The 26621-nt window shown below is 69.6% G+C and carries 23 protein-coding genes and 2 pseudogenes; 4 read left to right on the top strand and 21 right to left on the bottom strand.

What is annotated here, in order from left to right; translation table 11 throughout:
• Positions 1–60 precede the first annotated feature (60 nt).
• The 15 genes and pseudogenes from ABN273_RS22060 to ABN273_RS21990 form a co-directional block, all read right to left on the bottom strand.
• Positions 61–786: a siderophore-interacting protein gene (locus ABN273_RS22060; RefSeq protein WP_349450833.1), complete on the bottom strand. Its 726-nt coding sequence runs from the start codon at positions 784–786 to the stop codon at positions 61–63.
• Positions 783–1313, bottom strand: coding sequence for a PadR family transcriptional regulator (locus ABN273_RS22055; RefSeq protein WP_349450832.1), 531 nt, complete (start codon positions 1311–1313; stop codon positions 783–785). Before ABN273_RS22055 ends, ABN273_RS22060 begins: the two co-directional genes overlap by 4 nt.
• A 111-nt stretch (positions 1314–1424) precedes the next feature.
• Positions 1425–1889: a hypothetical protein gene (locus ABN273_RS22050; protein WP_349450831.1), complete on the bottom strand. Its 465-nt coding sequence runs from the start codon at positions 1887–1889 to the stop codon at positions 1425–1427.
• Between the two features lie 52 nt (positions 1890–1941).
• Positions 1942–2361 carry an HIT family protein gene (locus ABN273_RS22045; protein WP_349450830.1) on the bottom strand — a complete coding sequence of 140 codons (420 nt, stop codon included), beginning with the start codon at positions 2359–2361 and terminating at the stop codon, positions 1942–1944.
• A 46-nt stretch (positions 2362–2407) separates the two neighbouring features.
• The gene (locus ABN273_RS22040; protein ID WP_349450829.1) at positions 2408–2845 is read right to left on the bottom strand and encodes an NUDIX hydrolase; all 438 of its coding nucleotides are present in this window, start codon (positions 2843–2845) and stop codon (positions 2408–2410) included.
• 168 nt (positions 2846–3013) lie between these two features.
• Positions 3014–3478 (bottom strand): pyridoxamine 5'-phosphate oxidase family protein, encoded by a 465-nt coding sequence (locus ABN273_RS22035; RefSeq protein WP_349450828.1) that lies wholly within the window; start codon positions 3476–3478, stop codon positions 3014–3016.
• Positions 3479–3489: 11 nt separating this feature from the next.
• A pseudogene (locus tag ABN273_RS22030) lies at positions 3490–4017 on the bottom strand (zinc-binding dehydrogenase); the annotation flags it as partial.
• A gap of 93 nt (positions 4018–4110) precedes the next feature.
• A pseudogene (locus ABN273_RS22025) lies at positions 4111–4256 on the bottom strand (winged helix-turn-helix transcriptional regulator); the annotation flags it as partial.
• Between the two features lie 151 nt (positions 4257–4407).
• Positions 4408–5121 (bottom strand): RloB family protein, encoded by a 714-nt coding sequence (locus ABN273_RS22020; RefSeq protein WP_349450827.1) that lies wholly within the window; start codon positions 5119–5121, stop codon positions 4408–4410.
• On the bottom strand, positions 5121–6314 hold the full coding sequence (locus tag ABN273_RS22015; RefSeq protein ID WP_349450826.1) for an AAA family ATPase: 1194 nt from the start codon (positions 6312–6314) through the stop codon (positions 5121–5123). The genes ABN273_RS22020 and ABN273_RS22015 overlap by 1 nt, the downstream gene beginning before the upstream one ends.
• 455 nt (positions 6315–6769) lie before the next feature.
• Positions 6770–7753, bottom strand: coding sequence for a ketol-acid reductoisomerase (gene ilvC, locus ABN273_RS22010; protein ID WP_349450933.1), 984 nt, complete (start codon positions 7751–7753; stop codon positions 6770–6772).
• A gap of 23 nt (positions 7754–7776) precedes the next feature.
• Complete coding sequence (gene ilvN, locus ABN273_RS22005; RefSeq protein WP_349450824.1) at positions 7777–8301, bottom strand: acetolactate synthase small subunit; 525 nt, start codon at positions 8299–8301, stop codon at positions 7777–7779.
• Positions 8294–10033 (bottom strand): acetolactate synthase large subunit, encoded by a 1740-nt coding sequence (locus ABN273_RS22000; RefSeq protein ID WP_349450823.1) that lies wholly within the window; start codon positions 10031–10033, stop codon positions 8294–8296. The genes ilvN and ABN273_RS22000 overlap by 8 nt, the downstream gene beginning before the upstream one ends.
• Before the next feature lie 204 nt (positions 10034–10237).
• Complete coding sequence (locus ABN273_RS21995) at positions 10238–12916, bottom strand: putative bifunctional diguanylate cyclase/phosphodiesterase (RefSeq protein ID WP_349450822.1); 2679 nt, start codon at positions 12914–12916, stop codon at positions 10238–10240.
• A 176-nt stretch (positions 12917–13092) separates the two neighbouring features.
• The gene (locus tag ABN273_RS21990) at positions 13093–13383 is read right to left on the bottom strand and encodes an NAD(P)-dependent oxidoreductase (RefSeq protein WP_349450821.1); all 291 of its coding nucleotides are present in this window, start codon (positions 13381–13383) and stop codon (positions 13093–13095) included.
• A 116-nt stretch (positions 13384–13499) separates the two neighbouring features.
• Here ABN273_RS21990 and ABN273_RS21985 point away from each other — a divergent pair, with 116 nt between their 5' ends.
• Positions 13500–14546: a PQQ-dependent sugar dehydrogenase gene (locus ABN273_RS21985; protein ID WP_349450820.1), complete on the top strand. Its 1047-nt coding sequence runs from the start codon at positions 13500–13502 to the stop codon at positions 14544–14546.
• 57 nt (positions 14547–14603) lie between these two features.
• Here the strand turns inward: ABN273_RS21985 and ABN273_RS21980 are convergent, their stop codons facing one another.
• The 3 genes from ABN273_RS21980 to ABN273_RS21970 form a co-directional block, all read right to left on the bottom strand.
• Entirely contained in the window at positions 14604–16598 is a 1995-nt protein-coding gene (locus tag ABN273_RS21980) for a VanW family protein (RefSeq protein WP_349450819.1), read from the bottom strand.
• Positions 16599–16690: 92 nt separating this feature from the next.
• On the bottom strand, positions 16691–17353 hold the full coding sequence (locus tag ABN273_RS21975; RefSeq protein ID WP_349450818.1) for a response regulator: 663 nt from the start codon (positions 17351–17353) through the stop codon (positions 16691–16693).
• Positions 17354–17494: 141 nt separating this feature from the next.
• Positions 17495–19069 carry an ATP-binding protein gene (locus ABN273_RS21970; protein ID WP_349450817.1) on the bottom strand — a complete coding sequence of 525 codons (1575 nt, stop codon included), beginning with the start codon at positions 19067–19069 and terminating at the stop codon, positions 17495–17497.
• A gap of 138 nt (positions 19070–19207) precedes the next feature.
• On the opposite strand from ABN273_RS21970, the gene ABN273_RS21965 reads away from it, so the two are divergent.
• Genes ABN273_RS21965 through ABN273_RS21955 form a run of 3 tightly spaced genes read left to right on the top strand, consistent with a single transcriptional unit; the run spans position 19208 to position 22173 of the window.
• Positions 19208–20179, top strand: coding sequence for a Bug family tripartite tricarboxylate transporter substrate binding protein (locus ABN273_RS21965; RefSeq protein ID WP_349450816.1), 972 nt, complete (start codon positions 19208–19210; stop codon positions 20177–20179).
• A complete protein-coding gene (locus ABN273_RS21960) occupies positions 20179–20664 on the top strand; it encodes a tripartite tricarboxylate transporter TctB family protein (protein WP_349450815.1) in 486 nt (161 codons plus the stop codon). Before ABN273_RS21965 ends, ABN273_RS21960 begins: the two co-directional genes overlap by 1 nt.
• Complete coding sequence (locus ABN273_RS21955; protein WP_349450814.1) at positions 20665–22173, top strand: tripartite tricarboxylate transporter permease; 1509 nt, start codon at positions 20665–20667, stop codon at positions 22171–22173.
• Here the strand turns inward: ABN273_RS21955 and ABN273_RS21950 are convergent.
• The 3 genes from ABN273_RS21950 to gatA form a co-directional block, all read right to left on the bottom strand.
• A complete protein-coding gene (locus ABN273_RS21950) occupies positions 22157–23497 on the bottom strand; it encodes an MFS transporter (RefSeq protein WP_349450813.1) in 1341 nt (446 codons plus the stop codon). The genes ABN273_RS21955 and ABN273_RS21950 overlap by 17 nt on opposite strands.
• 141 nt (positions 23498–23638) lie before the next feature.
• On the bottom strand, positions 23639–25126 hold the full coding sequence (gatB, locus tag ABN273_RS21945) for an Asp-tRNA(Asn)/Glu-tRNA(Gln) amidotransferase subunit GatB (protein WP_349450932.1): 1488 nt from the start codon (positions 25124–25126) through the stop codon (positions 23639–23641).
• A 2-nt stretch (positions 25127–25128) separates the two neighbouring features.
• Positions 25129–26619, bottom strand: a complete 1491-nt coding sequence (gatA, locus tag ABN273_RS21940; protein WP_349450812.1) for an Asp-tRNA(Asn)/Glu-tRNA(Gln) amidotransferase subunit GatA — start codon at positions 26617–26619, stop codon at positions 25129–25131.
• Positions 26620–26621: the final 2 nt, after the last annotated feature.

Here is a 26621-nt window from a genome sequence, read left to right as displayed (position 1 = left end):
TAGCTCGTGGAGTCAATAACTATACCGGTATTATTATCGCGATGTCGAAGAAGCCCGAGGTCAGTCGAGCCCCTTTCTGCCCGGCGTCCAGAACGGCTTCGTGCGGACGTCCCTGCGCTGCCAGCCCCGCTCACGGACCAGATGGGCACGGACCGCCTGGATCGTGCGCGCCTCCCCCGCGAGGTAGGCGACCCCCGGCCCGTCCGGCAGGTCCAGCGCCCGCACCGCCTCGACCAGGGCCTCGGAGCCGGCCGCGGAGGCGCCGGCCCGGCACACCCGCACCAGCTCCCTGGGCAGGTCGAGGTGGTCGCCGGGCCCGTCGGCCTCCACCGCGCCGAACACCCGCTCGCCGCCCGGCAACGCCCGCAGCATCGCGCCGAACGCCACCGAGGCCGTCTCCTCGCCCGCGAACACGTGGTAGGGCGCCTCCTGCTTGACCACGAAACCGCCGTCCGGCCTGGTGAAGGCGACCTCCATGCCGAGCTTGGCGTTCCTGACCCACGAGGCGCCCGGCGAGTCGCCGCCGTGGTCGTACCCGATCAGGTCGATCGCCTCCCAGCTGGGGTCGTACTGCCAGATCGAGTAGGTGCGCAGCACCCCGCCCAGCAGGCCGCCGCCGTCGCCGATCAGGAGCCGTACGTGCTGGCCGGGCGTCCATTCCAGCCCCGCGAGCGCCTCTCCCCCGATCCTGACCCGCCGCATGCGGGAGGTCAGCTGCTCGACCTCGAGCACCTCGCCCGTGACGAACATCCGGTCGAGCAGCCTGCGGGCCATCGTCTGCCTCATCGGTCCTCCTTCCACCGCTTCCTGGGGTCCAGCCGCTCGATCCTGCGCCGGGCCTCGACGAAGATCTCCTGGATCTCCTCGACCACCCTGGGGTCGCCGTGGGCGTGCGCGAGCGTCTTCACGGCGGCCTTGACCAGACGCAGTGCCGGCCCGACGATCTCGGCGGCCTCGGGTTCGCGGAACATCCCCCACTCGGCCCGGCCGGCCGCCCGGCCCCAGAGCCGCTCGATCTCCTCGGCCCGCTTGTCGGCCGCCCGCCTGCCCTCGTCGGTGACGTGGTAGACCTTGCGGCCGTCGGCGGGCTCGACGCGTACGAGACCCTCGTCTTCGAGCAGTTGCAGGGTGGGGTAGATGGAGCCGGCGCTCGGCTCATAGGTGCCGTTGAAGCGGTCGGCGAGGCGGCTCATGACCTGGTAGCCGTGGCCGGGCTGCTCGGCGATGAGGGCGAGGATGGCCAGGCGGAGCTCGCCCGGCCCGAAGAAGCGCCCCGTCGGGCCCGTCCCGGGGGCGCGGCGCGCGTTCATCATGAGTCGGATGCTATATCGAACGATATAGCGTTGGTAGCAACTTCCGCGAAGCGATGCCCACTCGATCCTTACCTCCAGGTGTACGCGAGGCCGGGGTGCACCAGCCGGACGTCACTGAGCACGGCCGGGATCCGTGGCGCGGAGCGCGTCCTCGTACTGCTGCCTGGCGAAGTCGAACGGCCCGAGCGCCGGCTCCCAGTCCCTGTGGTTGTTGCGGAACCCGGACCACCGCACGACCGTGTCCCCGACCTCGATCTTCGCCAGGAGCGCCCAGCACTCGGGGACGCCGCAGGTGCAGCCGAGCAGCATGATCTCGTCGTCCTCCTGGTTGTGGACCACGTCCGCGGGCTCGCCCAGGTAGTGGCGGCTGGGCCAGCCGAACCCGCGGCGCGGGAAGTAGGCGTAGTCGCCCGCCAGCAGGGGCGCGGGCTCGGGGGCGAACTCCGCCGCGCGTTCGAGCTGCTCCTCGCGCGCGTACGGGAGCTCCGCCTCCCGCACCAGGTCAAGCAGGGGAACGTCGTCGATGATGATCTCGACGAGATTGTGCCCCTCGGTCCGGAACTCGATGTGCCGCACTCCGCCTCCTCCAGTCGTCTGCCATTGTGGGGCTACGCAGCGTCGTGTGCTCTCAGCCGGCGGCCTGGTTGCGGATCTCCGCCGCCAAGCTGCCAAGAGACTCGACCGGATGCTCGACCTCCGTCCAAGGGAGCACCAGATCGGTGACGTCGTAGCGAGGGACCACGTGGATGTGGAAATGAAAAACGCTCTGCCAGGCCGTCTCACCGCTCGCATGCCAGAGATTGACGCCTTCCGCCGGTAACGTGCCGGTGAGCCGCCGGCTCACCAGGACCGTGGCACGCATGACCGCCGCGGCCGCCTCGAGCGGGATGTCCGCCAGGCTCCTGTGATGCTCTCTCGGGACGACCAGAGTGTGTCCCTTAGTGACCTGGGCGAGGTTGAGGAAGGCGACCGCGTGCTCGTCCTCGTAGACGGTCTGGGAGGGCTCCGCGCCCCGGACGATCCTGCAGAAGACGCACGGAGAGGCCATGGATCATGATCCTCGCAGCCCGCTCTTCACGCTCTCAACTGTTTATTCAGCGCTCGAACAGCCGGTGGAGGAGGGCGCCCTGACCGGATTGCAGCACGTGGCCGTGTTCGAGAGGTATCCAGAAGCACTCGAACCACGTGGGCTCCCCCGCCCCGTCGTGCTCTTCGCGGCTCATCCAGCGCTCCGGGGTCTCCTGGTGGAGAGCCAACTGGAAGACGTGGCGGCGCTGGACCTCGGCGCGGTAAGGGGTGATGTCGTACTCGGCCACCCCGAGCTTCCGCACGATGCCGAACTCCTCGAGCCCGGTCTCCTCCCGCGCCTCCCGGAGTGCCGCGTCCTGAGGGTCCTCCCCCGCCCTGACCGTCCCCGCGGGGACTTGTACGCCGACCTCCTCCCAGCTGTAGTCCACGTGGCGGAAGACGAGAAGCCTGTCATCCCGGACGATGTAACAGAGAACTTTCTCGATGATCGCCTTGTTCGCCAACGGTCGGCCTCCCGTGCCGGAGAGCGCTGAACCTGGGCGATGATCGTATAGCGTTCGTCGCCCACCGGGCCGCCCCACAGGTCGACGTCGCCGCTGAGCGACTCGACGCGCAGGCCGGCGAAGCCGCCCGACCCATTCGCGGTGAGCTCAGGCATGGCGCCGATCCTCTCACCAGCCACCACAGAACGCCGCGCCGTGGATGCAGCTGAACTCCTTGCCGAAGTCGAACGTGCGCCACCGCTCCGGCCGGATCCGGATGGTGACCCAGTTCGCCAGATCCTTCTCGATCGCCTCGAAGAACCGCGCCCCGGACGAGGGGCCGAGGTATCGGCTGGCCCATTCGCGGTATTCCTCCGGGTCGGTCGGCTCGTATGCGACGACGGGCCCGTCGACGGAGACGAACTTGTACGGCATCTCCTCCTGCTGCACCGCGAAGCCCACGTAGCCGGCCTCCCGGATCAGACTCAGCTTGCGGCTGCCGGCCGGCGTGCTGATCCTGATCTCGCCGCCGGGCGTGTAGGCGTACCAGATGGGGATGAGCAGCGGCGCGCGGCCTTCGGGGACGCTGAGCACGCCGATGTGCGTGCCCGCCAGGAAGGTCTCGCGTTCCGCGACGGTCATGCGCGTGGACATGGCGACCTCCTTCAGACCAGGCGGACGAGCATCTTGCCGGTGTTGGCGCCGCGCAGCACGCCGAGGAAGGCGGCGGGAGCCTGCTCGAGGCCCTCGACCACCGTCTCCGCGGTACGCAGGCTGCCGTCCGCGAGCCAGGCGGCGGCCTTCGCGATGTAGCCGGGGAAGCGGTCGAGGTGGTCGGTCACCAGCACGCCGCGCAGGTTCAGCCGCTTGGTGGCCACGTCATACATGTTGCTTGGGCCCGGAACGGGCCCTGTGGCGTTGTACTGGCTGATCATGCCTACGAGGGCGGCCTTGCCGTGTACCTTCAGCGCGCCGATGGCGGCCGCCAGATGGTCGCCTCCGACGTTGTCGACGTACCCGTCGATGCCCTCGGGCGCGAGCTCGGCGAGCCGCTCGGCCAGCGAACCGGCTCGGTAGTCGATCGCGGCGTCGAACCCGAAGTCCTCGACGACCTTCTTGACCTTGTCGGGGCCCCCGGCCGAGCCGATCACCTTGGCGGCGCCCAGCTTGCGGGCGATCTGCCCGGCGACGCTGCGCTCCAGGGACGATGCCTCCAGCATCATGTCGGCGTGCCGGTAAGCCCACTCGCCGAGCGCGCGGGTCGGGATGAGCAGGTCCTTGCTCGCCGCCGTCAGCCCGTACTCCACCCTGGGCGGGGCCTCGGCATAACGGTGGCGCTCGACCAGGCCCAGCGCTCCATCCGGCGCAGTGTCTGGGTCAGCACCTTCTGGCTGATGCCGCCGATGATCTGCCGCAGCGCCCCACGTCGCATCGGGCCGTCCTTCAACGCGAACACCACCACGGGGAGCCAGGCGTGGGCGAACAGATCCACTGCCAGCCAGGCCGGGCAATCAGCGATGAAGTCTCCCTACGGCTCAACGCGGTGGACGCCGTCAGAGTGGTGTATTCGGCCGAGCGTCGCGTTATGAGACGAGCCCGAGAACCTCGAGAATTCGGTAAACATCAGTTGACGGGTCGCGCAAGAGGATGTCGCAGGTCGAGGCATGGCCCGACGCGCCCAGCTCGGACGCCTGGCCGCAGCGCCCGCTCGGGCAACCGGACACGAGGCGTTGGGCCAGCTTCACTGCTTTCGCTTGCCGCTCTTCCTTGATCAACTCCTCGAAGTGATGAGACGCGACAATCTTTTCGAAGTCGCCGAACTCCTTGATTCTGCGGAGCTTCGCCGGGATCACCGCACGATTGCCGCCAAGCCGACCAGGTAGACCAGGCGCGAAGTGAAGCCAGAGCCAGAGCTCGAAATGCGGATGCGAGAAGGCAACGTTGATCCCGTTCTGGCGGGCGAGGCGAAACGCCTCATAGACGTCGTCATTCTCATCACGGTCGAACACCGCCCAGAACTCGGTGTTCTTGATTCCCTTCGCGGACTTCTTGAGCCGGATCGCTTCTCGGACCGCTGGAGCGGGTTTGTAGCCGTTGAACTGCTGTCCTTCAGTGACCTTGCGCGGGGTGAGCTGGATCTGGAAGTTGTACTCCGCGCCGTAACAGTGGTTGAGATGATGGAAGTAACTCCGCTCGGTCTGCCCCTCGCAGACGACGAACAGGACTTTGTTCTTTCTAGGACCACCTGGGCCCGGACGCGGAGCCGAATTTCCGCCGGGCGCTCCGCGTTTGGCCATCAGGCCGACACCTCCGCCTCGCGCTCGGTGAGCGGCCCAGCAAGTGCCTCGGCGATCTCGCCCACCGTCAGCGTCGGCACACCGCCATAAGCGCCGGCGAGGTAGTTACGGTCCAGCGCCTCGGTCTTGCGGGGACGCGCATCGGTCAGCGGGTAGATCTCGGATGCGCCATCTCGGTTCTTGACGGTGATACGCACCTGGTCGCGTTCCAGCGGCTGGAAGATATGCGTACGACCAAGCAGGCTCGCGTCGTGGACGGTGCACACCAGTTGCGCGTTGTTCGGATTGGCCGCCGCGTCCTGGAAGAGACGAAGGACGTCGGCGGCGAACAGCGGATGCAGGCTCGTGTCGAGTTCGTCAACGAGAAGGGCTGCTCCTCTGTCGAGGGCGGTGAGCAGAGGACCGATGAATGCGAACCAGGACCGGGTCCCCATGGACTCCTGCCCTTCGTAGCTCAATGGAACGGGACCATTCTGCCCTTGGTGCAGAAGACGGAGTTCGCCGGTCAGACTGTCGATCTCGGTCCCGACGACGCCCAGGTCCGCGACCTTGAGGAGCCCAATGATCCGGTCCCGCTGCCGGGGATCGTCGAGCATCTTGCGGGTGAAGCTCTGACGTTCCGTGAAGTCGCGGCCAGGGCTGATCCACCAGAGATTGCGGCTGAACCAGTCATGGATTGGCTTCAGATATGGCTGGTTGAAGGCCGCCGCAACTGTCAGGAACAGTGCGTTGGGACGAGTCTGCGAAACGAGGCTTTCCTTCGCTCCCTTCAGCCCTTCACCGGGAAAAGTGAAAAGCTCTTCGGAGTCGACGTCGCGCTCGAACCACACCTGCCTGCGTGCCTGGCCAGCCGGATACGCGTGCAGCCATTCGGTCTCGACCCGCTCATCGGACACCTCGAAGCCGTAGACATACCGGTCACCGTCGAGAACGATGTCGACCTCGAACAGCGAGGAATCCGCACAAGCCGCCGGGTCGAGCTCGTAGGGCTCACGAGGAATGCCGTCGAGCGTGGACCAGCCGTGCACAGAATTAAGAACAGCCTGCCGCATCCAGCGGATGGCGTGGAGGACGTTCGACTTGCCAGAGGCGTTTGAGCCGTAGATCGCAGTCGTTGGCAGGTAGGCCAGATCAGGGTCCTCGGCGAGACCGGCAGGGCGGCGTGCCCCTTGGTTGAACTTGCTTGCGGCCAACCAGACTTCGAATTCGTTACGAAATGATCTATGGTTGGCACCTCTGAAGCGAAGCAACACAACTGGCCCCCTAGTCCGGACTCTGGATCCATCTTAGGGACATCTATGCAGGTTATCTACACGACGATCGTCCTCGCCTTGGCTGCCACTTCGAACGGCGTCTTGGGGCGTACGTGGCGCAGGCGGAGCCTGCGCTCAGAACATCAAACGCCTGAGCGAAGCGAAGCCCTCCAGGGGTCGGGGCTCCGGCCCGACTGGAAGCAGCGGCTGAGCCGCCGGGCGCGAAGCGCCGCCTCGCGATGACCTTCGCGCGCCGCCAGGCGCGCCCGGGGAAGAACGCCCGAGCGAAGCGAGGACCGCTCGGGGCGGGCTCCAGGAGGCCTACCCGGTAACCGGGCAACGGGTGGGTGAGCCTCGGCCCACCTACACACCCGTTACCCGCGTCCCAGCGAGAACTACGCCTTGAGCCAGCTCATCATCGGACGGAGCTTCGCGCCCGTCTTCTCGATCGCGTCCTCGGCCAGCTCCTCGCGGTAGCGCTTGAACTCCTTCTGGCCGCTCTCGAACTCCTCGACGAGCTGCCGCGCGAAGGTGCCGTCCTGGACCTCGCCCAGGATCCGGCGCATCTCCTGCCGCGTCTCGTCGGTGATGACGCGCGGGCCGCGGGTGTAGCCGCCGTACTCGGCCGTGTCGGAGACCGACCAGTACATCTTCGAGATGCCGCCCTCGTACATCAGGTCGACGATCAGCTTCATCTCGTGCAGGCACTCGAAGTACGCGACCTCGGGCTGGTAGCCGGCCTCGATCAGCGTGTCGAAGCCCGCCTTGATGAGCTCGGAGACGCCGCCGCACAGCACGGCCTGCTCACCGAACAGGTCCGTCTCCGTCTCCTCCTTGAAGGTCGTGCGGAGAGCTCCGGCGCGCGTGCCGCCGATGCCCTTCGCGTACGACAGCGCCAGGTCCAGCGCCTTGCCCGAGGCGTCCTTCTCGACGGCCACGAGGACGGGCACGCCGCGCCCGGCCTCGAACTGGCGGCGGACGAGGTGGCCCGGGCCCTTGGGGGCGACCATGCAGACGTCCACACCCTCCGGGGCCTCGATGAGGCCGTAGCGGATGTTGAGGCCGTGGCCGAAGAACAGCGCGTCGCCCTCGACGAGGTTGGGGGCGACGTGCTGGGTGTACAGGTCGCGCTGGATGTGGTCCGGCGCGAGGATCATGGTGAGGTTGGCCTCCTCGACCGCCTCCGCCGGAGTGACGACCCGCAGCCCGTCGTTCTCCGCCTTCTCGCGGCTCTTGGAACCCTCCGGCAGGCCGACGCGGACGTCCACGCCGGAGTCACGCAGGGAGAGCGCGTGGGCGTGGCCCTGGCTGCCGTACCCCAGCACGGCCACGTGGCGTCCCTGGATGATCGACAGGTCGGCCTGGTCGTCGTAGTAAATCTCGGTCACTTGCTCAAAACCTTTCAGGCGGTACGGTCCAATGCCCTGAGGGACCGGTCGGTGATGGAACGGGCGCCGCGGCCGATGGCCACCATGCCCGACTGGACGAGTTCTTTGATCCCGAACGGCTCGAGCACCTTGACGAACGCCTCGAGCTTGTCGGGAGTGCCGGTGACCTCGATGGTCACGGCGTCGGCGGCCACGTCGACGCAGCGGGCGCGGAAGAGGTTGACGAGCTCCAGCACGTGGGAACGGCTGTCGGCATCGGCCTTGACCTTGATCAGCATCAGCTCGCGCTGGACGGACTGCGACGTGTCGAGCTCGACGATCTTCAGTACGTTCACCAGTTTGTTGAGCTGCTTGGTGACCTGCTCAAGCGGCAGCTCCTCGACGCTGACCACGATGGTCATGCGCGAGATGTCGTCGTGTTCGGTCGGCCCCACTGCCAGCGAGTCTATGTTGAAGCCCCGCCTGCTGAACAACGCGGACACGCGCGCCAGGACGCCCGGCTTGTTCTCGACAAGCACCGACAGAGTATGCCTACTCATCCTCGTTCTCCCACTTAGGCGCCATGTCACGGGCGATCTTGATGTCGTCGTTGCTGGTGCCTGCCGCGACCATGGGCCAGACCATGGCGTCCTGGTGGACGACGAAGTCGACCACGACCGGCACGTCGTTGATCTCCATGGCCTTCGCGATCACGGCGTCCACGTCCTCGGCACGCTCGCAACGCAGGCCCACACAACCATAGGCCTCGGCCAGCTTGACGAAGTCCGGGATGCGGCGCGTCGTCTGCAGGTCGGTGTTGGAGTAACGCTGGTCGTAGAAGAGCGTCTGCCACTGGCGGACCATGCCGAGGTTACCGTTGTTGATGACGGCGATCTTGATCGGCACCCCCTCCAGGGTGCAGGTGGCCAGCTCCTGGTTGGTCATCTGGAAGCAGCCGTCGCCGTCGATGGCCCACACCGTGGCGTCGGGGCGGCCCATCTTGGCGCCCATCGCGGCCGGGACAGCGAAGCCCATCGTGCCGAGGCCGCCGGAGTTGATGAACGTGCCGGGGTTCTCGTAGTCGATGAACTGCGCGGCCCACATCTGGTGCTGCCCGACCCCGGCCACGTAGTACGTGTCGGGCCCGGCGATCGCGCTCAGCCGCTCCATGACGTACTGCGGCGCCAGCGTGCCGTCCTCGAACGTCTCGTAGCCCAGCGGGTAGGTCTGCTTGAGGCCGTTGAGGATCGTCCACCAGGCGGTGTAGTCGCCCTTCTGCTCCGACGCCTCGATGGCGGCGACGAGATCGCCGATGACCTCCTTGCAGTCACCCACGATCGGCACGTCGGCGTGGCGGTTCTTGGAGATCTCCGCCGGGTCGATGTCGGCGTGCACGACCTTGGCGTTCGGCGCGAACGACGCCAGATCGCCGGTCACCCGGTCGTCGAAGCGCACGCCCAGGCCGATGAGCAGGTCGGCCTTCTGCAGCGCGCCCACGGCCGACACGCTGCCGTGCATCCCCGGCATGCCCATGTGCTGCGGGTGGCTGTCGGGGAACGTGCCCCTCGCCATCAGGGTGGTGACGACCGGGATGTTGGTCAGCTCGGCGAGCTGGAGCAGCTCAGCGGACGCGCCCGCCTTGTGGACGCCGCCGCCGACGTACAGGACCGGCCGCTTGGACTCGGCGATCAGCTTGGCGGCCTCGCGGATCTGCTTGGAGTGCGGCCTGGTGACCGGGCGGTAGCCCGGGAGCTGCATGGTCGGCGGCCAGCTGAAGGTGGTGTCGGCCTGCAGCGCGTCCTTGGAGATGTCCACGAGCACTGGGCCGGGACGACCGGTGGAGGCGATGTGGAAGGCCTCCATGATCGTGCGGGGGATGTCCAGGGGGTCCGTGATCAGGAAGTTGTGCTTCGTGATCGGCATGGTGATGCCGGAGATGTCCGCTTCCTGGAACGCGTCCGTGCCGATGGCCGCGCTGGCCACCTGACCGGTGATCGCCACGATCGGCACCGAGTCCATGTACGCGTCGGCAATCGGCGTCACCAGGTTGGTGGCACCGGGACCGCTGGTGGCCATGCACACCCCGACCTTGCCGGTCGCCTGCGCGTAGCCCTCGGCCGCGTGACCGGCGCCCTGCTCGTGGCGTACGAGCACGTGCCGGACCTTGGTCGAGTCGTAGAGAGGATCGTAGGCCGGCAGAATGGCACCGCCCGGGATCCCGAACACTGTGTCGACTCCAACGTGCTCCAAAGCCCTCACCAGGGCCTGTGCACCTGTCATCCGTTCGGTCATCGGCTCGTTCCTTGCGTGGCTACTCGCTTAAGGACATAAAAAATGCCCCTTCCCACCGGATGGCGGGTCTGGGGCGGCGCGCAGGTCGTCGTGCTTCGCTATCGGCCTGCGCGCCGGCGAAGTACTACGAGAATCTCACTGCGAAGCATGGCCCATACCATAGCCGCTCGGAACGCCCTGGCGCCAACTTCGTGGACACATGTCTCAAACAGTGAGACTCGTACGCATCAACGAGTCGACTCCGCGGGCCGCCATCGGCCGTGCCACCAGGAAACCCTGTCCCTTCGTGCACCCCATCCGCTTGAGCAGTTCGAGCTGCTCAGGACGTTCGATGCCCTCGGCCACCACGACAAGGCCGAGGTCGTGGCCGAGCCGCACGATCGTACGGGTGAGCAGCGTCAGCGTGTCGTCCTTGCCGAGCCCCGACACGAACGACGGATCGATCTTGATCATGTCGACGGGGAGCTGCCGCAGGAACGCCAGCGACGCGTAGCCCGTGCCGAAGTCGTCGATGGCCAGCCGCACCCCGAGCGCCCGGAGCTCGGACAGCCGCTTGATCGTCTCCTCGGCGTCCTCGACCAGCATCTCCTCGATCACTTCGAGGGTGAGCGCGGAGGCGGGCAGCCCGCTTTCGCGCAGCGCCTCCTCGACCGTCTCGACGAAACGCGGCGCGGTGATCTGGCGGGCGGACAGGTTGAGCGACAGGCCGATGTCCCAGGACGAGGCCCGCCAGGCGGCCACCTCGCGGCAGGCCTCGCGCAGGATCCACTCGCCCAGCGGCACGATCAGCCCGGTGTCCTCGGCGGGGCCGAGAAACTGCTCCGGCGGCACGAACACCGACCCCCGCCACCAGCGCACCAGCGCCTCGACCGCGGTGACCCGGGACGTGGCCAGATCGACCACCGGCTGGTATTCGATCGCGAACTGCTGCTCGATCAGCGCCCGCTGCAGGTCGGCCGCCAGCTCCAGCCTGCGCACCACGTCGGCGTGCATCTGCGCGGCGAACACCTCGACCCGGCGTCCGCCCAGCTCTTTGGCGCGTGCCATTGCGACGTCCGCGTTGCGGATGAGGTCGCCGGCGGGCATGTCGTCCTCGGTGAAGGCCACGCCCACGCTGGCGGTCAGCGCCACGTCGCGGTCGGCGACGCGGAACGGCTCCTGCGAGACCGCGCGTACGAGCCGCTCGGCCAGGTCGACCGCGACCTGCGCCTCGCCGCCGGTCTCGACGAGCACGGCGAACTCGTCGCCGCCCCAGCGGGCGAGCGTGTCGTCGGCGCGTACGGCGCCGCGCAGCCTGCGCGCAGCCTGGCCGAGCAGGTAGTCGCCGCTGGCGTGCCCGACCGAGTCGTTGACCGAGGTGAACCCGTCCAGGTCCAGGAAGATGACCGCGACATGTCCCGAGGTGCGCCCCGAGAGCACCTCGCGGGTGCGCTCCTCGAAGTAGGCGCGGTTGGGCAGCCCGGTCACGCCGTCGTGGAAGGTCAGGTGGGCGACCTGGTTGCGCAGCGCCTCCTCGTCGCTGACGTCCCTGGTGGTGACCAGCATCAGGTCCTCGCCGCGGACGTGGCGGGTGGCGACGGACTCGGTGGGCCGCCAGGTGCCGTCGGCCGCGCGCACCCGGCAGGCGATCAGGCAGGCGCCCGGTGCCGTGGTGTTGTCCTCGTCGAGGTGCATGGCGCGCAGCGCGACCTGGATGCCGGGGACGTCCTCCGGGTGGATGTAGTCGAAGATCGACCTGCCGACCACCTCGTCGGGGTGATAGCCGTACGTGACCTCGACCCCCGGGCCGATCTCACCGACCACGCCCGTGTAGTCGCAGGTGAACACCACGTCGCCGGTGCTCTCCGCCAGCTCCTTGAGCTGCCGTTCGCCGAGCCTGACCTGGCCGCGCAGGCGCATGTTGGCCGCCGAGACCACGAACAGGCGCACCAGCAGGAGCAGCACGACGGAGACCGCGACCACCACGACGCCGGTCACCGGACGTTCGGGGCGCTCGCCGGCCAGGTGGGCGAGCCACGTGCACGCGGCCACGGCGACCAGAGCCAGCGGCACGAGCGCGACCACGTTCCCCACTGCGGTCCTGTCCGACTCGCGCGCAGACGGGCCCCAGGGCACGGCCGCGAGCAGCAGGAACGCGACGGGCGCCAGCATGACGCTCCAGATCTGCGGGTTGCCGCCGTCGAGCCTGGCCACCGCGGCCGCCAGGCCCGCCACGGTCATGGTGGCGAGCACGCCGACGCCGGCCAGGGCCAGCAGCCAGGAGGAGGCCCGGCTGGTGAGCACCGACGGGATCACCGCGCACGTCACCAGCAGCGCGATCATCGGCGGCAACATGACCAGCGTGAACGCCGCGGGATCGGCGGCATCGTCGTAGACGTGGCGCAGTGCCACGACCCAGCCGATCAGGAAGAGTGAGGCGGCACACAGATAGGAGTCGGTCACATGCCGTAAAACGATCCTGGCCGGGAACCTGCGGTCGGCGGCGATCAGCGCCCCGCCGGCCGTTACCACGGTGCCGAGCAGCACGAACAGGTCCGCGAAGCTGACCAGGAAGCTCTCGGCGAACGGGCGCAGCGCCACCCCGGCGGCCCAGATGACGGCTCCGCCGCCCATCCAGCGGGCGCCCAGCGCCATGGGCCGGTCCGCCGCCGACTTCACCGAGGCGACCAGCAGGGAGCAGGCGGCGATCAGCGCCGCCAGCCCGCCGGCGAGCGCGCCGGTGAGCAAGGCCTGACGGCCTACGCTGAGCGCAGCGGCGAACGCCACCGCGCCTGCCGCCGCCGCGGCGGTCAGCGGCACCCGTGGATCACGCCAGCGGATCACAGTCGTTGCCCATCCCGTCTCGAACTCTGCACCTGTGACCGCCGAAGCCCGGTCGATCACTTCGCCAGTGTGTGCGCTCGTGGGTGCGCGGGTGGTGACAACGGCGATGTCGTCACCGATCTGATAACCACAAAGACCAATTTCCGCCAAGAGCTCCTTGACAGCGAGTCAGGAACTCCCTGCAAGTGCCACGGTACGCACCGAAGGTCACGGACCAGCCACGGTCCGGGATCCTCTCAGTACGTGTCCGTTATGACGTTGACCAGCGGTTCGCCTGCGAGGTGACGCAGAAGCTGGGCACGGATCAGGCGCAGCACGCGCCGTCCCGACGCCGGAGTGCTGCCCGCGATGTGCGGGGTGATCAGTACGCCCGGAGCGCTCCAAAGGGGGTGGCCCTCGGGCAGCGGCTCGGGCGCGGTCACATCCAGCGCCGCACGGAGCCTACCGGTTTTGAGCTCCACGATCAGTGCGTCCGTGCCGGCGATCCCACCCCTGGCGGCGTTGACCAGCACGGCGCCGTCCCTCATCCGCGTAAATCGCACATTCAATCCCAGGCAGGTCGGAGCAACATCAGCCACCGAATCGGATGGAACCCAGGTCTTCATGCCGAGAACCTTACGACTCGCCGGGAAGTATTGAACACATGAGAAAGCTCTTGACGATCATGCTCATGGCCATGTCGACGGCCTGTTCCAACGGCCTGGCCAGCGACGGGGACGTGCCCCCGACGGCCACGGGCGGCCCCGGAGAGCCCAAGGACGTGGTGACGGGGCTGTCCGTGCCGTGGGCGATCGCCTTCCTGCCCGGCGGCGACGCGCTGGTCACCGAACGGGACTCGGCGCGGGTAGTGCGGGTCCGCCCGGACGGGAAGGTGACGTCGCTGGGGACGATCTCCGGGGTGCGGCCCGAGGGCGAGGGCGGGTTGATGGGGGTGGCGGTCAAGGATGAGCAGGTCTTCCTCTACTACAGCGCGGAGCAGGACAACCGGATCGTCCGCTACCGGCTCTCCGGCGACCGCCTCAGCGACGAGCGGGTCCTGGTGCGGGGCATCCCGAAGGGCGGGATCCACAACGGCGGGCGGCTGGCGTTCGGGCCGGACGGCTACCTGTACGCCGCCACGGGCGAGACGGGCGACGACCAGCTCGCCCAGCAGCGCGACTCGCTCGGCGGCAAGATCCTGCGCATGACCGTGGACGGCGCCCCAGCCCCTGGGAACCCGTTCGGCACGCTCGTCTACAGCTACGGGCACCGCAACGTCCAGGGGCTCGCCTGGGACCCCTCTGGGCGGCTGTACGCCACGGAGTTCGGCCAGAACACCTACGACGAGGTGAACCTCATCAAGGCCGGGGGCAACTACGGCTGGCCGGAGGTCGAGGGGCGCGGCGACGATCCCCGCTTCGTGAACCCCATCGTCACGTGGACCACCGATGAGGCGTCACCGTCGGGGATGGCGTACGCGAAGGACTCGTTGTGGGTGGCCGCGCTGCGGGGGGAGCGCCTGTGGCAGGTCCCGCTGAAGCCGGACGGGTCGGCGGGCGAGCCGGTCGCCCGCTTCACCGACCGCTACGGCCGCCTCCGCGCCGTCACGTCCGCCCCCGACGGCACGCTCTGGGTCGGGACCAGCAACAAGGACGGCCGCGGCTCCCCACGGCCGGGCGACGACCGCATCCTCTCGATCATCCCCTCGTGACCCGCCCGCTGGTCCGGGGGCCCGGGCCGAGCCCCGCGGCCCCCGTGCGTGCGGCCCTCAGCCGGTCGCCGTGCAGGTCGTCTGGGGCTGGGCGCGGTACTTGGTGGTCACCTTCTTGTCCTTCTTGACCACCTTGCCGTCCTTGTGGAACACGCGGGTGACGTCGATCGTGAATCCCTGCTGTCCCTGCGTGGGCAGGCAGTCGGCCGCGGAGCTGCTCTCGGTCCGGAACGGCACGAAGTCCCGCCGGTCCGACTCCACCGCCTCGATTTCGTCGTACCGCTTGGTGCTCCACAACGTGACCGTCACCGACGTGTCCGTGAAGGCCGTCTTGATCAGCACCCCGTGCTCGGAGTCGTTGCGCCACTTCAGGTCCGTTTCCGGATACAGCAACGTGACGTCACGCCCGGCCGGGTAGCGAGGTGCGAAGTAGTCCATCGGCTTGTGCTCGACGAGATCGAAGCCGCCGAAGAACGCCGCGTTGTACATCGTCGTGGCGAACTGCGACACGCCGCCGCCCACGATGTTCACCATCCGGCCGCCGACGATCTGCCCCGCCTCGACGTACCCGTCCTCGACGGTGCGCTCCCCCACGAGCTCGTTGATCGAGAACGTCTCCCCCGGCTTGACCAGGTGCCCGTCGAGCTCCTGCGCGATCCGCTGGATGTTCTTCACCCGCGCCTGGCAGCAGTCGAACGTCGTGTTGAACGTGCCCACGACCTCCTGGATGCCGAGGCCGCGTACCTGAGCGGTCGTGACGGTGGGGGCGACGGCGCCCAGCCGGACGGGGACGGTGCGGCTGCCGCCCTGGTCGAACACCCGCTCGGCGTCCCTGGCCAGCAGCTTGTCGTTCACGCCCCGTCCCGTGCGCGCGGGCACCAGCACCGGCTTGTCGTTCACGATGTCGTACGTGGCGTCGCGCGGCTGCTGGGCGGCGTCCACCAGCCGGCTCTCCACGGCGGCCAGCACCGCCTTGGCGTTGAACGCGGGCGCGAGCCCGCCGGAGCCGTCGGAGCTGTAGGTCAGGTTGGCGGCGATCATGGCCGGCGGGATCTGCGCCTGCTTGTCGCCGAGGGTCAGCGTGATGGGCGCGGAGACGGCCTGCTTCGCCTTGGCCAGGGCCGCCTCGACGGCCTGCGGAGTGGTGACGGGCTTGGCCGGCCGCAGCGTCAGCACGACGTTGCCGCCCCCGCGCAGGAAGGCGCTCCCGACCCTGCGTACGGCGTCGTCCCGGTCGAGCAGCACGCCGTCCTCGGGCCGGCGGATCTTCGGCTGCAGCCCGGAGAAGAACACCCGGCCCTCGCGCGCCTTCTTGTCGGCGGCCTCCGCCAGGCCCTCGACGGTCCTGGCGAGCTGGGAGGAGTCGAGGTTCACCTTCGGCTGGAGCTCGGTCTTGCCGGTCAGCCCCTGCCACACCTCCTGCGGGCTGGGGAACCCGCTGGGCGCCTGCCCGATCGTGCTCACCACGTCGAGCTCGAGCCCGGCCTCGTCGGGCTGGATGGTCTCTTTCCGGCCGGCGATGTCGACCACGACCGGCTTGCTCAGCCTGGTGCCGAGCTCGTTGCGGAGCTTGTCGGCCGCCTGGGTGACGGTCAGCCCGCCGATGTCGACGCCCGCCACGTGGGTGCCGCGCAGCACGGAGCCCGACATGAGCACGGCGGGCACGACGTACGCCAGCCCTGCCAGGACGACCACGAACGCCAGCAGGCCGGGCAGGAGGCGGCGCCGCCTGGGCGGCTCGGGCTCATACGCGGGCGGTCGCTCCGCAGGCGTGCCGAACACGGGGGCGGCCGGGGCCGGCGACTGCTTGTCGTTCATGGGCCACGGCTGCGCCGGCGGCGCCACAGGGGGCAGCGCGCCGCCCGAGGGACCGCCCGGGGCGCTCGGGCCTTGGGCCGGTCGGGGCTCGTGCCTGTCCGGCGGGCCGAAGATGTCCCGGGAGACGCCCGGGGGCAGGCCTTCGATCCGCGGCTTCCTGGAGACACCTGACGTGGGTAACGGCACCGAGGCGAACGGGTCGGTCGGTGATTCGATCGGTCCGGCGTTACGCACGCCTCAATCTCCTCCCGGTCCGCAGCCAAGTCTCAGGCAACAGTAAGGCACGCGGATCCACATATGTCACGGGAAATGGCTACGGAAGTGTGTCAACCTAGCCACCGGTAGCGATGTTCGGGCCGGCCGGCCGTGCCGTACCGGGGCCGGAACTCGGCCTGACCCGCCGCGCACAGGTATTCGAGATAGCGGCGGACGCTCACCCGCGACAGGCCCGTGAGCTGGGCCGCCTCGGTCGCCGACAGGTCGCGGCCCGCCTCCCGCAGGGTATCCGCGACCAGCGCGCACGTGGCCGCGGACAACCCTTTTGGCATGGGTGCGGCGGTTTTGGGGGTGCCGAAGAGCCGATCGACGTCGTCCTGGCGGGCCTCGGTTCCGATGGCGGACAGGCGCCTGCGGGTGTCGGCGTACTGCTGGAGGCGCTCGGTCAGGGCGGCGGCGGTGAACGGCTTGATGAGGTAGTTGACGGCGCCGCCGCGCATGGCCTCCTGGACGGTGGGCACGTCGCGGGCGGCGCTGATCATGAGGACGTCCACGTCATGGAGCTGCTTGAGCACCTCAAGTCCTGACATGTCGGGCAGGTAGATGTCGAGCAGCACGAGGTCGGGCCGCTGCTCGGCCACCGCGGCGAGCGCGTCGGCCCCGGTGTGCGCGACGGCGACGACCCGGAAGCCCGGCATCCGGGACACGTAGCCGCTGTGGATGCGGGCGACCATGAAGTCGTCGTCCACCACGAGCACGCGCAGGTCGCTCATGGCCTCACCCCGTTCGGCGGCTCGGTCCCCACGGTGCCGCCTACCCTCATCACTCCGGTCACCACGCGTCCGCCGCTCCGCCAAGTGGTGGTGCTGCGGCGTCCATGGACCCCATGCCCGGTCGCCGGGCGCCATCGCGGGTCATGGGTGCGCCTTCGGCGGAAGCAGGGCCGTGAAGACGGCGCCGCCCGAGTTGCGCACGCGTACCCAGCCGCCCCTGCGCAGGCACGCCTGCCGGGTCAGCGCCAGCCCCAGCCCGCGCGGGCCCGATCGGGCGGCCTTGGTGGTGAAGCCCTCCCTGAACACCTCTTCCACCAGGTCGGGCGCGATGCCGGGCCCCGAGTCGCCCACCCGCACCCGCAGCCCGTCGGCGTCGGCCTGCACCGACACCTCGATCGTGCCCTCGGCGCCGTCGAGGGCGTCCATGGCGTTCGCGACGAGGTTGCCGACCACGAGGACCGCGTCCTGCGGGTCGCCCAGCGTGCCCTCGGGCACGCAGGAGTCCTCCGACAGCACGAGCCGGGCGCCGCGCTCGGCCGCCTCGGCGGACTTGGCCAGCAGCAGGGCGGCCAGGGTGGGCTCCTGGACGCGCTCGCGCAGGTCGGTGGCGTACGTGCCGCGGGTGGTGCTGGTGATGAAGTTGATGGCCGCCTCGTGCTCGCCCAGCTCCAGCAGCCCGACGACGGTGTGCATCCGGTTGGCGAACTCGTGCGCCTGGGCCCGCAGCGCCTCCGTCGCGCTGCTGGTGTCGTGGAGCTCGCGGGCCAGGCGGGTCAGCTCGGTGCGGTCACGCAGGGTGATCACCCAGCCGCGGTGCCGGCCGCGTACCCATACCGGAGTGCGGTTGAGCACCAGCACCCGCTCGCCGTGCAGCACGACGCGGTCCTCGCCGGGGTCGGCGCCCCCGAGCACGTCGCGCATGCGCTCGGAGACGGGCATCTGGGTCAGATCCTCACCGACGTCGCCGAGCAGCTCACGGGCGGCGTCGTTGACCAGCGTGACGCGGCCGTTGAGGTCGAGCGCGAGCACGCCCTCCTTGACGCCGTGCAGCACGCCCTCACGCTGCTCCAGCAGCGCGGCGATCTCGCGCGGCTCCAGCCCGAACGTCTGCCTGCGCACCCGCGCGGTGATCACCGCGGCCAGCGCCAGCCCGGCGAGCAGCACGGCCAGCGCCGTCCAGATCAGCGGCGGGAGCGCGGCGCCGAGCTGGCCGACGACCGTGGTCTCCAGCACGCCGACCGAGACCAGGCCGATCACGTTGCCGTATTCGTCGCGGATCGGTGTCTTGCCCCTGACCGTGGTGCCGATCGTGCCGGTCTCGGTGCCGACCCAGCTCCTGCCGGTCCGCAGGACGGTGGTGCCGTCCGTGGAGAGCTGCTTGCCGATCAGCGTGGTGTTGGGGTGTGCATAGCGCTTCTGCTGGTCGTTGGCGATCACGACGTAGTCGGCGCCGGTCTCGTGCTGCACGCTCATGGCCAGCGGCTGCAGCACCGTCTCCGGATTCTTGAGCTTGAACGCCTCGCGCACCTGCGGGAGCCCTGCCACGGACTGCGCGATGGCCAGCGCGCGCTGCTGGTGCAGCGAGTCGAGCTGGTCGCGCGTGTGCTCGGCCCACACTCCCGCAGTGCCCCCGACGGCGAGGATCACGATCACCATCTGGAGCACGAACAGCTGGGTCCCGAGGGAGGCGTCACGCACCCTTCTCACGTTGCACATGGAAACAAACGCAGGTCACGGCCAGGTCGCGACCAATACGACCACTATGACGGCAAGCGTGCAAAGCCTCGACGCGGACGGGCGAGGGCTTCACCATCCCAGTTTTACAACCGTGAAAAAACACCCCCTGGAGTGATCATGCGCTTGCGCGTACTCGCCGCTCTCGCGGCACTCTCCCTCGCCGCGCTGACCGGCTGCGGCGAGTCCGGCACCGGCACCTCCGCCAGCGGCTCGTTGCGGATCATGGCTCCGGCCGCGCCCGGCGGCGGCTGGGACCAGACCTCCCGCATCGCCGAGCAGGCGATCAAGGCCGCCGACTCCAAGCGCAAGGTCGAGGTGTTCAACGTGCCCGGCGCGGGCGGCACGATCGGCCTGGCGCAGCTCGCCGGCGAGAAGGGCAACGGCAACCTGCTGATGACCATGGGCCTGGTCATGGTCGGCGCCATCGAGCAGAACAAGTCCAAGGTCACGCTGGCCGAGACCACGCCCATCGCCAAGCTGACCGAGGAGTACGAGATCGTCGTGGTCCCGGCCGAGTCCCCGTACAAGACGCTGGCCGACCTGGTGGCGGCCTGGAAGACCGACCCCAAGAAGGTGTCGATCTCGGGCGGCTCCGCGGGCGGCACCGACCACATCGTGGCCGGCCTGATGGCCAAGGCCGCGGGCGTGGACCCCAAGCAGGTCAACTACATCGCCCACTCGGGCGGCGGCGAGGCGCTCAACGAGCTGCTCGGCAACAAGGTCAGCGCGGGCATCTCGGGCGTGGGCGAGTTCGCCGAGCACGTCAAGTCGGGCAAGCTGCGCGCCCTCGGCGTGACCTCCGGCCAGCGGATCTCCGGCCTGGACGCGCCCACGCTCAAGGAGGGCGGCCTGAACGTCGAGCTGTCCAACTGGCGCGGCTTCGTCGCCCCCGGCGGGCTCTCCGACGCCGACAAGAAGGCCCTGACCGACCTGGTCACCAAGATGCACGACTCGCAGCCGTGGAAGGACGCGGTGGCCAAGAACGGCTGGATCGACTCGTTCCAGACCGGCCAGCAGTTCACCGACTTCCTGAACGCCGAGCAGACCCGGGTCAAGGGCATCATCGCCGAGATGGGGCTCGTTTCCTGATGGCTCGCTGGTGGCGGCCCGAGCTCGGGCTGGCGGTCGTAGTGCTGGTGCTGGGCGTGTTCGTCGTGGTCGGAACGCTCGACGTCTCCGCCGCGGCCTCCCAGCTCGGCATCGGTCCGCGCTTCTTCCCCATGCTGGTGGGCGGCGCCATGGTGCTCATCGGCCTGCTCTACGTGGTGGACGTCATCCGCGGCGGCCACGGTGATCCCGAGGAGAGCGAGGACGTGGACGTCGACGCCCCCGCGGACTGGCGGAGCGTCGGGCTGGTCAGCGGGATCTTCCTGGCGTTCGCGGCGCTCCTGAACGTGGTCGGCTGGATCATCGGCGCGAGCCTGCTGTTCTTCGGCCTGTCGGTGGCGCTGGGCGCCGAGCACAAGCGGCGCGCGGCCGTGGTCTCGGTGGTCATGGGGCTCGCCACGTATCTGCTGTTCGTCAAGGGCCTCGGCGTGTCCCTGCCGGGCGGGCCGCTGGCGGGGGTGATCTAAGTGGAGTCGCTGCAGCTTCTGATCGACGGCTTCGCCGCCGCGCTCACCCCCGTCAACCTCCTGTACGCGCTCGTCGGCGTCACGCTCGGCACCCTGGTCGGCGTGCTGCCCGGCATCGGGCCCGCGATGACCGTGGCGCTGCTGCTGCCGATCACGTTCACGGTGCCGCCGGCCAGCGCGTTCATCATGTTCGCGGGCATCTACTACGGCGGCATGTACGGCGGCTCGACCACCTCCATCCTGCTCAACACGCCCGGCGAGTCCTCCTCGATGATCACGGCGCTGGAGGGCAACAAGATGGCCCGGCGCGGGCGGGCGGCGCAGGCGCTGGCCACGGCGGCCATCGGGTCGTTCGTGGCGGGCACGATCGCCACGGCGCTGCTGGTCGTGGCGGCGCCGGCGGTGGTGAGCTTCGCGATCTCGTTCGGCCCTGAGGACTACTTCGCGCTGGCGATCCTGGCCTTCACCGCCGTGTCGTCCGTGTTGTCCCGCTCGGTCGTGCGCGGCCTGGCCTCCCTGGGGCTCGGGCTGGTGATCGGGCTCGTCGGCATCGACCAGCAGACCGGGCAGGCACGGCTCACGCTGGGCATCCCGCAGCTGCTCGACGGCATCGACGTGGTGATCGTCGCGGTCGGCCTCTTCGCGCTCGGCGAGGCACTCTACGTGGCCTCGCGGCTGCGTCACGGGTCGCCCGAGGTGGTCCCGGTCGGCCGCGCCTGGATGGGCCGGTCCGACTGGCGGCGCTCGTGGCTGCCGTGGCTGCGCGGCACCGCGCTGGGCTTCCCGTTCGGCGCGCTGCCCGGCGGCGGGGCGGAGATCCCCACGTTCCTGTCGTACGCGGCCGAGCAGCGGCTGGCGCGCGGGGTCGCCCGGGAGGAGTTCGGCAAGGGAGCCATCGAGGGCGTGGCCGGCCCCGAGGCGGCCAACAACGCCTCGGCGGCGGGCACCCTCGTCCCGCTGCTCACACTGGGCCTGCCCACGTCGGCGACGGCCGCGATCCTGCTGGCCGCCTTCCAGCAGTACGGGCTCCAGCCCGGCCCGCAGCTGTTCGACCACAACCCGGCGCTGGTGTGGGGCATGATCGCGTCGCTGTTCATCGGCAACGCGATGCTGCTGGTGCTCAACCTGCCCCTGGCACCCCTGTGGGCCCGCGTCCTGCGTATCGAGCGCCCGTACCTGTACGCCGGGATCGTCCTGTTCGCCGCGCTCGGCGTCTACGCCCTGAACGGCACCGTGGTCGACCTCGTCGTCCTGTACGTCCTGGGCCTCCTGGGCTACGCCATGCGCCGCTTCGGCCTTCCGGTGGCCCCGGCGGTGATCGGCATGATCCTGGGTCCGATGGCCGAGATCCAGCTCCGCAGGGCGCTGGCCATCGGGGCGGGCGACGTGACGGTGCTGGTGAAGAGCCCTGTGGCGGTGGCGCTGCTGGTGCTGGCGTTCCTGGCCCTGCTCGCGCCGGTGTTCAGGAAGCTGTCGGCCCGGCGGCGCGCGGTCACGCCGGTCGAGTGAGCGACGCTGGAGACGGTTCCGCCGGCACGGCGGAACCGCTCTTCACCGACCGAGGGGCGATCGCCAGCCCGGCGAGCGCCATGACGAGGGTGGCGGCGAACACCGCCCAGTAGCCCGACCCGGCGGCCGCGAACAACGCGCCGGTGACGGCCACCGCCACCACCGAGAACACCGACTCGCCCACCTGCAGCGCCGAGCTGTTCTTCCCCTGCTCGCCGGGCGCCGACAGCTCCAGCGTGCGGACCGACAGCGTCGGGTACACCAGCCCGATCCCGAACCCCGTGATGATCCACGCCGGGTACGCCAGCGCCAGGGGCACCGCGGTGAACGTCACCGCGCCCATGAGCAGGATGCCGAGCGCGATCGCGGCCGAGCCGAGCCGCAGGTTCGTCATCTGGCTGAAGGTCTCGCGTCCCTGCAGCCACGACGCGAACGACCAGGTCAGGGAGCCGCCCATGATGGCGAACCCGGCCGCCAGCGCGGACAGGCCGCGCTCTTCGATCAGCATGAGCGGCACCATCACCTCTGCCGCGAAGAACGCGCCGGCGGCCAGGCCACGCAGCCCGACCACGGCAGGCAGCCCGCGCGCGGCCCGCAGGGTGCCGGCGGGAAGCAGCCTGGGCAGGGCCACGACCAGCACGACCAGGCCCGCGACCAGGAGGGGCAGCCGCCCGTCGCTGCCGTACTGCATGAGCCCCGCCCCGACGGCGGTCACGGCCGCCCAGGCGACCTTGCCCGGCAGCCCGGGCGCGGGCTCGGCCTGCCCGCCGCTCACCGGCTGCCCGGCCAGTCCGCGCAGCAGCACCAGGCCGCCCGCCACGGTCATGATCGGCACCAGCAGGAACACCCAGCGCCAGCCGAGCGTGTCGGTGACCACGCCCACGATGGCCGGCCCCACCATGGAGGGCACCACCCACGCGGTCGCGAACAACGAGAAGATCTTGGGATGCAGGTTCTCGGGATAGACCCGGGCCACCACCACGTACATCGCCACACTGACCAGCGCGCCGCCGAACCCCTGCAGGAACCGTCCGGCGATCAGCACCTCCATGCTCGGCGCCAGCCCCGCCACCGTCAGCCCGCCGACGAAGCCCGCGACGCCGGTCCACATTGGCGCCAGAGGGCCGCGCACGTCGGCCCACCGGCCGCCGAGCACGGTCCCGATCACGCTGGCGGCCATCGCGCCGCTGAACGCCAACCCGTACAGCTCCAGCCCGCCGAGCTCCCTGGCCACGACCGGCATGGCGATCGCGACCGCCATGTACTCGAAGGCCACCAGCGACACCATGGCCACCAGGCCCGCCGTCAATGCTTTCCTCGTCATGCGGCGAACGTACGGCGGCCCGGCTCCCCCCACATCCAGCGGGAGCCCTACATCGGCACCGGCAATTGGACCTAGGACCGGCCAGCAGCACGAAGGCCCCGCCACCCATAGCGGCGGCGAGGCCTTCTGCGACAACAGCGACTACTCGGAGACGCCCAGCTTCTCCAGGATCAGCTGGCGGGCACGGGCCGCGTCAGCCTTGCCCTTGCTGGCCCTCATGACGCCGCCCACCAGGGCGCCCGCCGCCGCGATCTTGCCGGACCTGACCTTCTCGGCCGCGTCGGCGTTGTCGGCCAGGACCTGGTCGATGATCGCCAGCAGCTCGCCCTCGTCGCTGACGATCTGCAGCCCGCGCTTCTCGACCACCTCGTCGGGCGTGCCCTCACCGGCCAGCACGCCTTCGAGCACCTCGCGCGCCAGCTTGTCGTTGAGCGCGCCCGAGGCCACCAGCTCGGTCACCCTGGCGATCTGGGCCGGGGTGATGGGCAGGTCGGCCAGCGGGGTGCCGGCCTCGTTCGCCCGCCTGGCCAGCTCGCCCATCCACCACTTGCGCGCGTCCGCCGCCGGGGCGCCCGCCGCGACCGTGGCCTCGACCAGGTCGATCGCGTCGGCGTTGTGCATGGCCTCCATGTCGAGGTCGGACAGCCCCCACTCGGCCTGCAGCCGCTTGCGCTTGACCGACGGCAGCTCGGGCAGCGCCGCCTTCAGCTCGGCCACCCACGCCGGGTCGGGCGCGATCGGCACCAGGTCGGGCTCGGGGAAGTAGCGGTAGTCCTGCGCTTCCTCCTTGGACCTTCCCGACGTGGTGGTGCCGGTGTCCTCGTGGAAGTGCCGGGTCTCCTGAAAGATCTTCCCGCCCTCGGCCAGGATGCCAGCCTGCCGCTCGATCTCGCTCCGCACGGACCGCTCGACGCTGCGCAGGGAGTTGACGTTCTTGGTCTCCGTACGGGTGCCCCACTCGGACGCGCCCCGCGGCATGAGCGACACGTTGACGTCGCAGCGCAGCGAGCCCTCCTCCATGCGCACGTCGGAGACGCCGAGCGAGCGCATGATCTCCCGCAGCTCGGTGACGTACGCCCTGGCCACCTCGGGCGCGAGCCGGTCGGTGCCGGGGATGGGCTTGGTCACGATCTCGACCAGCGGGATGCCGGCGCGGTTGTAGTCGACGATCGAGTAGTCGGCCCCGTGGATGCGCCCGGTCGCGCCGCCCACGTGGGTGGACTTGCCGGTGTCCTCCTCCAGGTGCACCCGCTCGATCTCGATCCGCACGGTCTTGCCGTCGACCTCGACGTCGACGTAGCCGTCGACGCAGAGCGGCTCGTCGTACTGCGAGATCTGGTAGTTCTTCGGCATGTCCGGATAGAAGTAGTTCTTCCGGGCGAAGCGGCACCACTCGGCGATCGAGCAGTTCAGTGCCAGGCCGATGCGGATGGTCGACTCGATGGCCTGGACGTTGGCCACCGGCAGCGATCCGGGGAACGCCAGGCAGGTCGGGCAGACCTGCGTGTTGGGCGGAGCGCCGAAGGTGGTCTTGCAGCCGCAGAACATCTTCGACCTGGTGCCCAGCTCGACGTGCGTCTCCAGGCCGAGCACCGGCTCGAACCGGTCGAGCGCTTCGTCATAGACCATGGTCATAGCGACGGGGCCTCCTTCAGCAGCGGGCCGCCCCAGCGGCTCTCCAGGGCCTTCTCGACGGCGGCGCCGACGCGGTAGCAGCGGTCGTCGGCCAGGACCGGCGCCATGATCTGCAGGCCGACCGGCAGGTTGTCCTCGTCGGCCAGGCCGACCGGCACCGACATGGCCGCGTTGCCGGCCAGGTTGGACGGGATGGTGCACAGGTCGGCGAGGTACATCGCGATCGGGTCGTCGGCACGCTCGCCGATCGCGAACGCCGTGGTCGGCGTGGTCGGCGACACCAGCACGTCCACCTGCTGGTAGGCGGCCTCGAACTCGCGGGAGATGACCGTGCGCACCTTCTGCGCCTGGCCGTAGTAGGCGTCGTAGTAGCCGCTCGACAGCGCGTACGTGCCGAGCATGATGCGCCGCTTGACCTCGGGACCGAACCCGGCGGCCCTGGTCAGCGCCATGACCTCCTCGGCGCTGCGGGTGCCGTCGTCGCCGACGCGCAGGCCGTAGCGCATGGCGTCGAAGCGCGCCAGGTTGGACGAGCACTCCGACGGCGCGATCAGGTAGTAGGCGGGCAGCGCGGTCGTGAACGACGGGCAGGAGACCTCGACGACCTTGGCCCCGAGCGACTCGAGGAGCTGGACGGCCTCGTGGTAGCGGGCCAGCACGCCGGCCTGGTAGCCCTCGCCGGCGAACTCCTTGACGACGCCGATCCGCATGCCGGCGACGTCGGGGTGCTTCGCGGCCTCGACCACGCTCGGCACGGGGGCGTCGACCGAGGTGGAGTCCATCGGGTCGTGCCCGGAGAACGCCTCGTGCAGCAGCGCCGCGTCGAGCACGTTACGCGCGAACGGGCCCGGGGTGTCGAGCGAGCTGGCGAACGCGATGAGCCCGTAACGGGACGAGCCACCGTACGTCGGCTTCATCCCCACGATCCCGGTCACCGCGGCCGGCTGGCGGATCGAGCCGCCCGTGTCGGTGCCCGTGGACAGCGGCGCCTCGTACGCGGCCACGGCGGCGCTGGAGCCGCCCGACGAGCCGCCCGGCACCTTGGACAGGTCCCACGGGTTGCGGGTGACCTGGTAGGCCGAGTTTTCCGTGGAGGAGCCCATGGCGAACTCGTCCAGGTTCGTCTTGCCGAGGAAGACCAGCCCGGCCTCGCGCAGCCGCGCGGTGACGGTCGCGTCGTACGGCGGGCGCCACCCTTCGAGGATCTTGGACGCGGCGGTCGTCGGCATGTCACGCGTGGCGAAGATGTCCTTGTGCGCGATCGGCACGCCGGCCAGCGGCCCGAGCTTCTCGCCCGCCCGCAGCCTGGCGTCGACGGCCCGCGCCTGCTCCAGCGTCGTCTCGCGATCGACGTGGAGGAACGCCTGGATCTTGGGCTCCACCTCGACCATGCGGTCGAGATGCGCCTCGGCCACCTCGACGGCCGACACCTCGCCGCCGGCGATCATCGATCCCAGCTCGGCGGCGGTCTTACGGATCAGGCTCATGA

This window comes from Nonomuraea sp. B19D2 (assembly GCF_040137845.1).
Taxonomy (GTDB): domain Bacteria; phylum Actinomycetota; class Actinomycetes; order Streptosporangiales; family Streptosporangiaceae; genus Nonomuraea.
This window is presented reverse-complemented; position numbering and strand designations above follow the sequence as displayed.

Coding starts and splice junctions, on each gene's coding strand:
- ABN273_RS22060 (WP_349450833.1), bottom strand. CDS start 786: ATGAGGCAGACGATGGCCCGCAGGCTGCTCGACCGGATGTTCGTCACG.
- ABN273_RS22055 (WP_349450832.1), bottom strand. CDS start 1,313: ATGATGAACGCGCGCCGCGCCCCCGGGACGGGCCCGACGGGGCGCTTC.
- ABN273_RS22045 (WP_349450830.1), bottom strand. CDS start 2,361: ATGGCCTCTCCGTGCGTCTTCTGCAGGATCGTCCGGGGCGCGGAGCCC.
- ABN273_RS22035 (WP_349450828.1), bottom strand. CDS start 3,478: ATGTCCACGCGCATGACCGTCGCGGAACGCGAGACCTTCCTGGCGGGC.
- ABN273_RS22020 (WP_349450827.1), bottom strand. CDS start 5,121: ATGGCCAAACGCGGAGCGCCCGGCGGAAATTCGGCTCCGCGTCCGGGC.
- ilvN (WP_349450824.1), bottom strand. CDS start 8,301: ATGAGTAGGCATACTCTGTCGGTGCTTGTCGAGAACAAGCCGGGCGTC.
- ABN273_RS22000 (WP_349450823.1), bottom strand. CDS start 10,033: ATGACCGAACGGATGACAGGTGCACAGGCCCTGGTGAGGGCTTTGGAG.
- ABN273_RS21990 (WP_349450821.1), bottom strand. CDS start 13,383: ATGAGGGACGGCGCCGTGCTGGTCAACGCCGCCAGGGGTGGGATCGCC.
- ABN273_RS21985 (WP_349450820.1), top strand. CDS start 13,500: ATGAGAAAGCTCTTGACGATCATGCTCATGGCCATGTCGACGGCCTGT.
- ABN273_RS21975 (WP_349450818.1), bottom strand. CDS start 17,353: ATGAGCGACCTGCGCGTGCTCGTGGTGGACGACGACTTCATGGTCGCC.
- ABN273_RS21970 (WP_349450817.1), bottom strand. CDS start 19,069: ATGTGCAACGTGAGAAGGGTGCGTGACGCCTCCCTCGGGACCCAGCTG.
- ABN273_RS21965 (WP_349450816.1), top strand. CDS start 19,208: ATGCGCTTGCGCGTACTCGCCGCTCTCGCGGCACTCTCCCTCGCCGCG.
- ABN273_RS21960 (WP_349450815.1), top strand. CDS start 20,179: ATGGCTCGCTGGTGGCGGCCCGAGCTCGGGCTGGCGGTCGTAGTGCTG.
- ABN273_RS21950 (WP_349450813.1), bottom strand. CDS start 23,497: ATGACGAGGAAAGCATTGACGGCGGGCCTGGTGGCCATGGTGTCGCTG.
- gatB (WP_349450932.1), bottom strand. CDS start 25,126: ATGGTCTATGACGAAGCGCTCGACCGGTTCGAGCCGGTGCTCGGCCTG.
- gatA (WP_349450812.1), bottom strand. CDS start 26,619: ATGAGCCTGATCCGTAAGACCGCCGCCGAGCTGGGATCGATGATCGCC.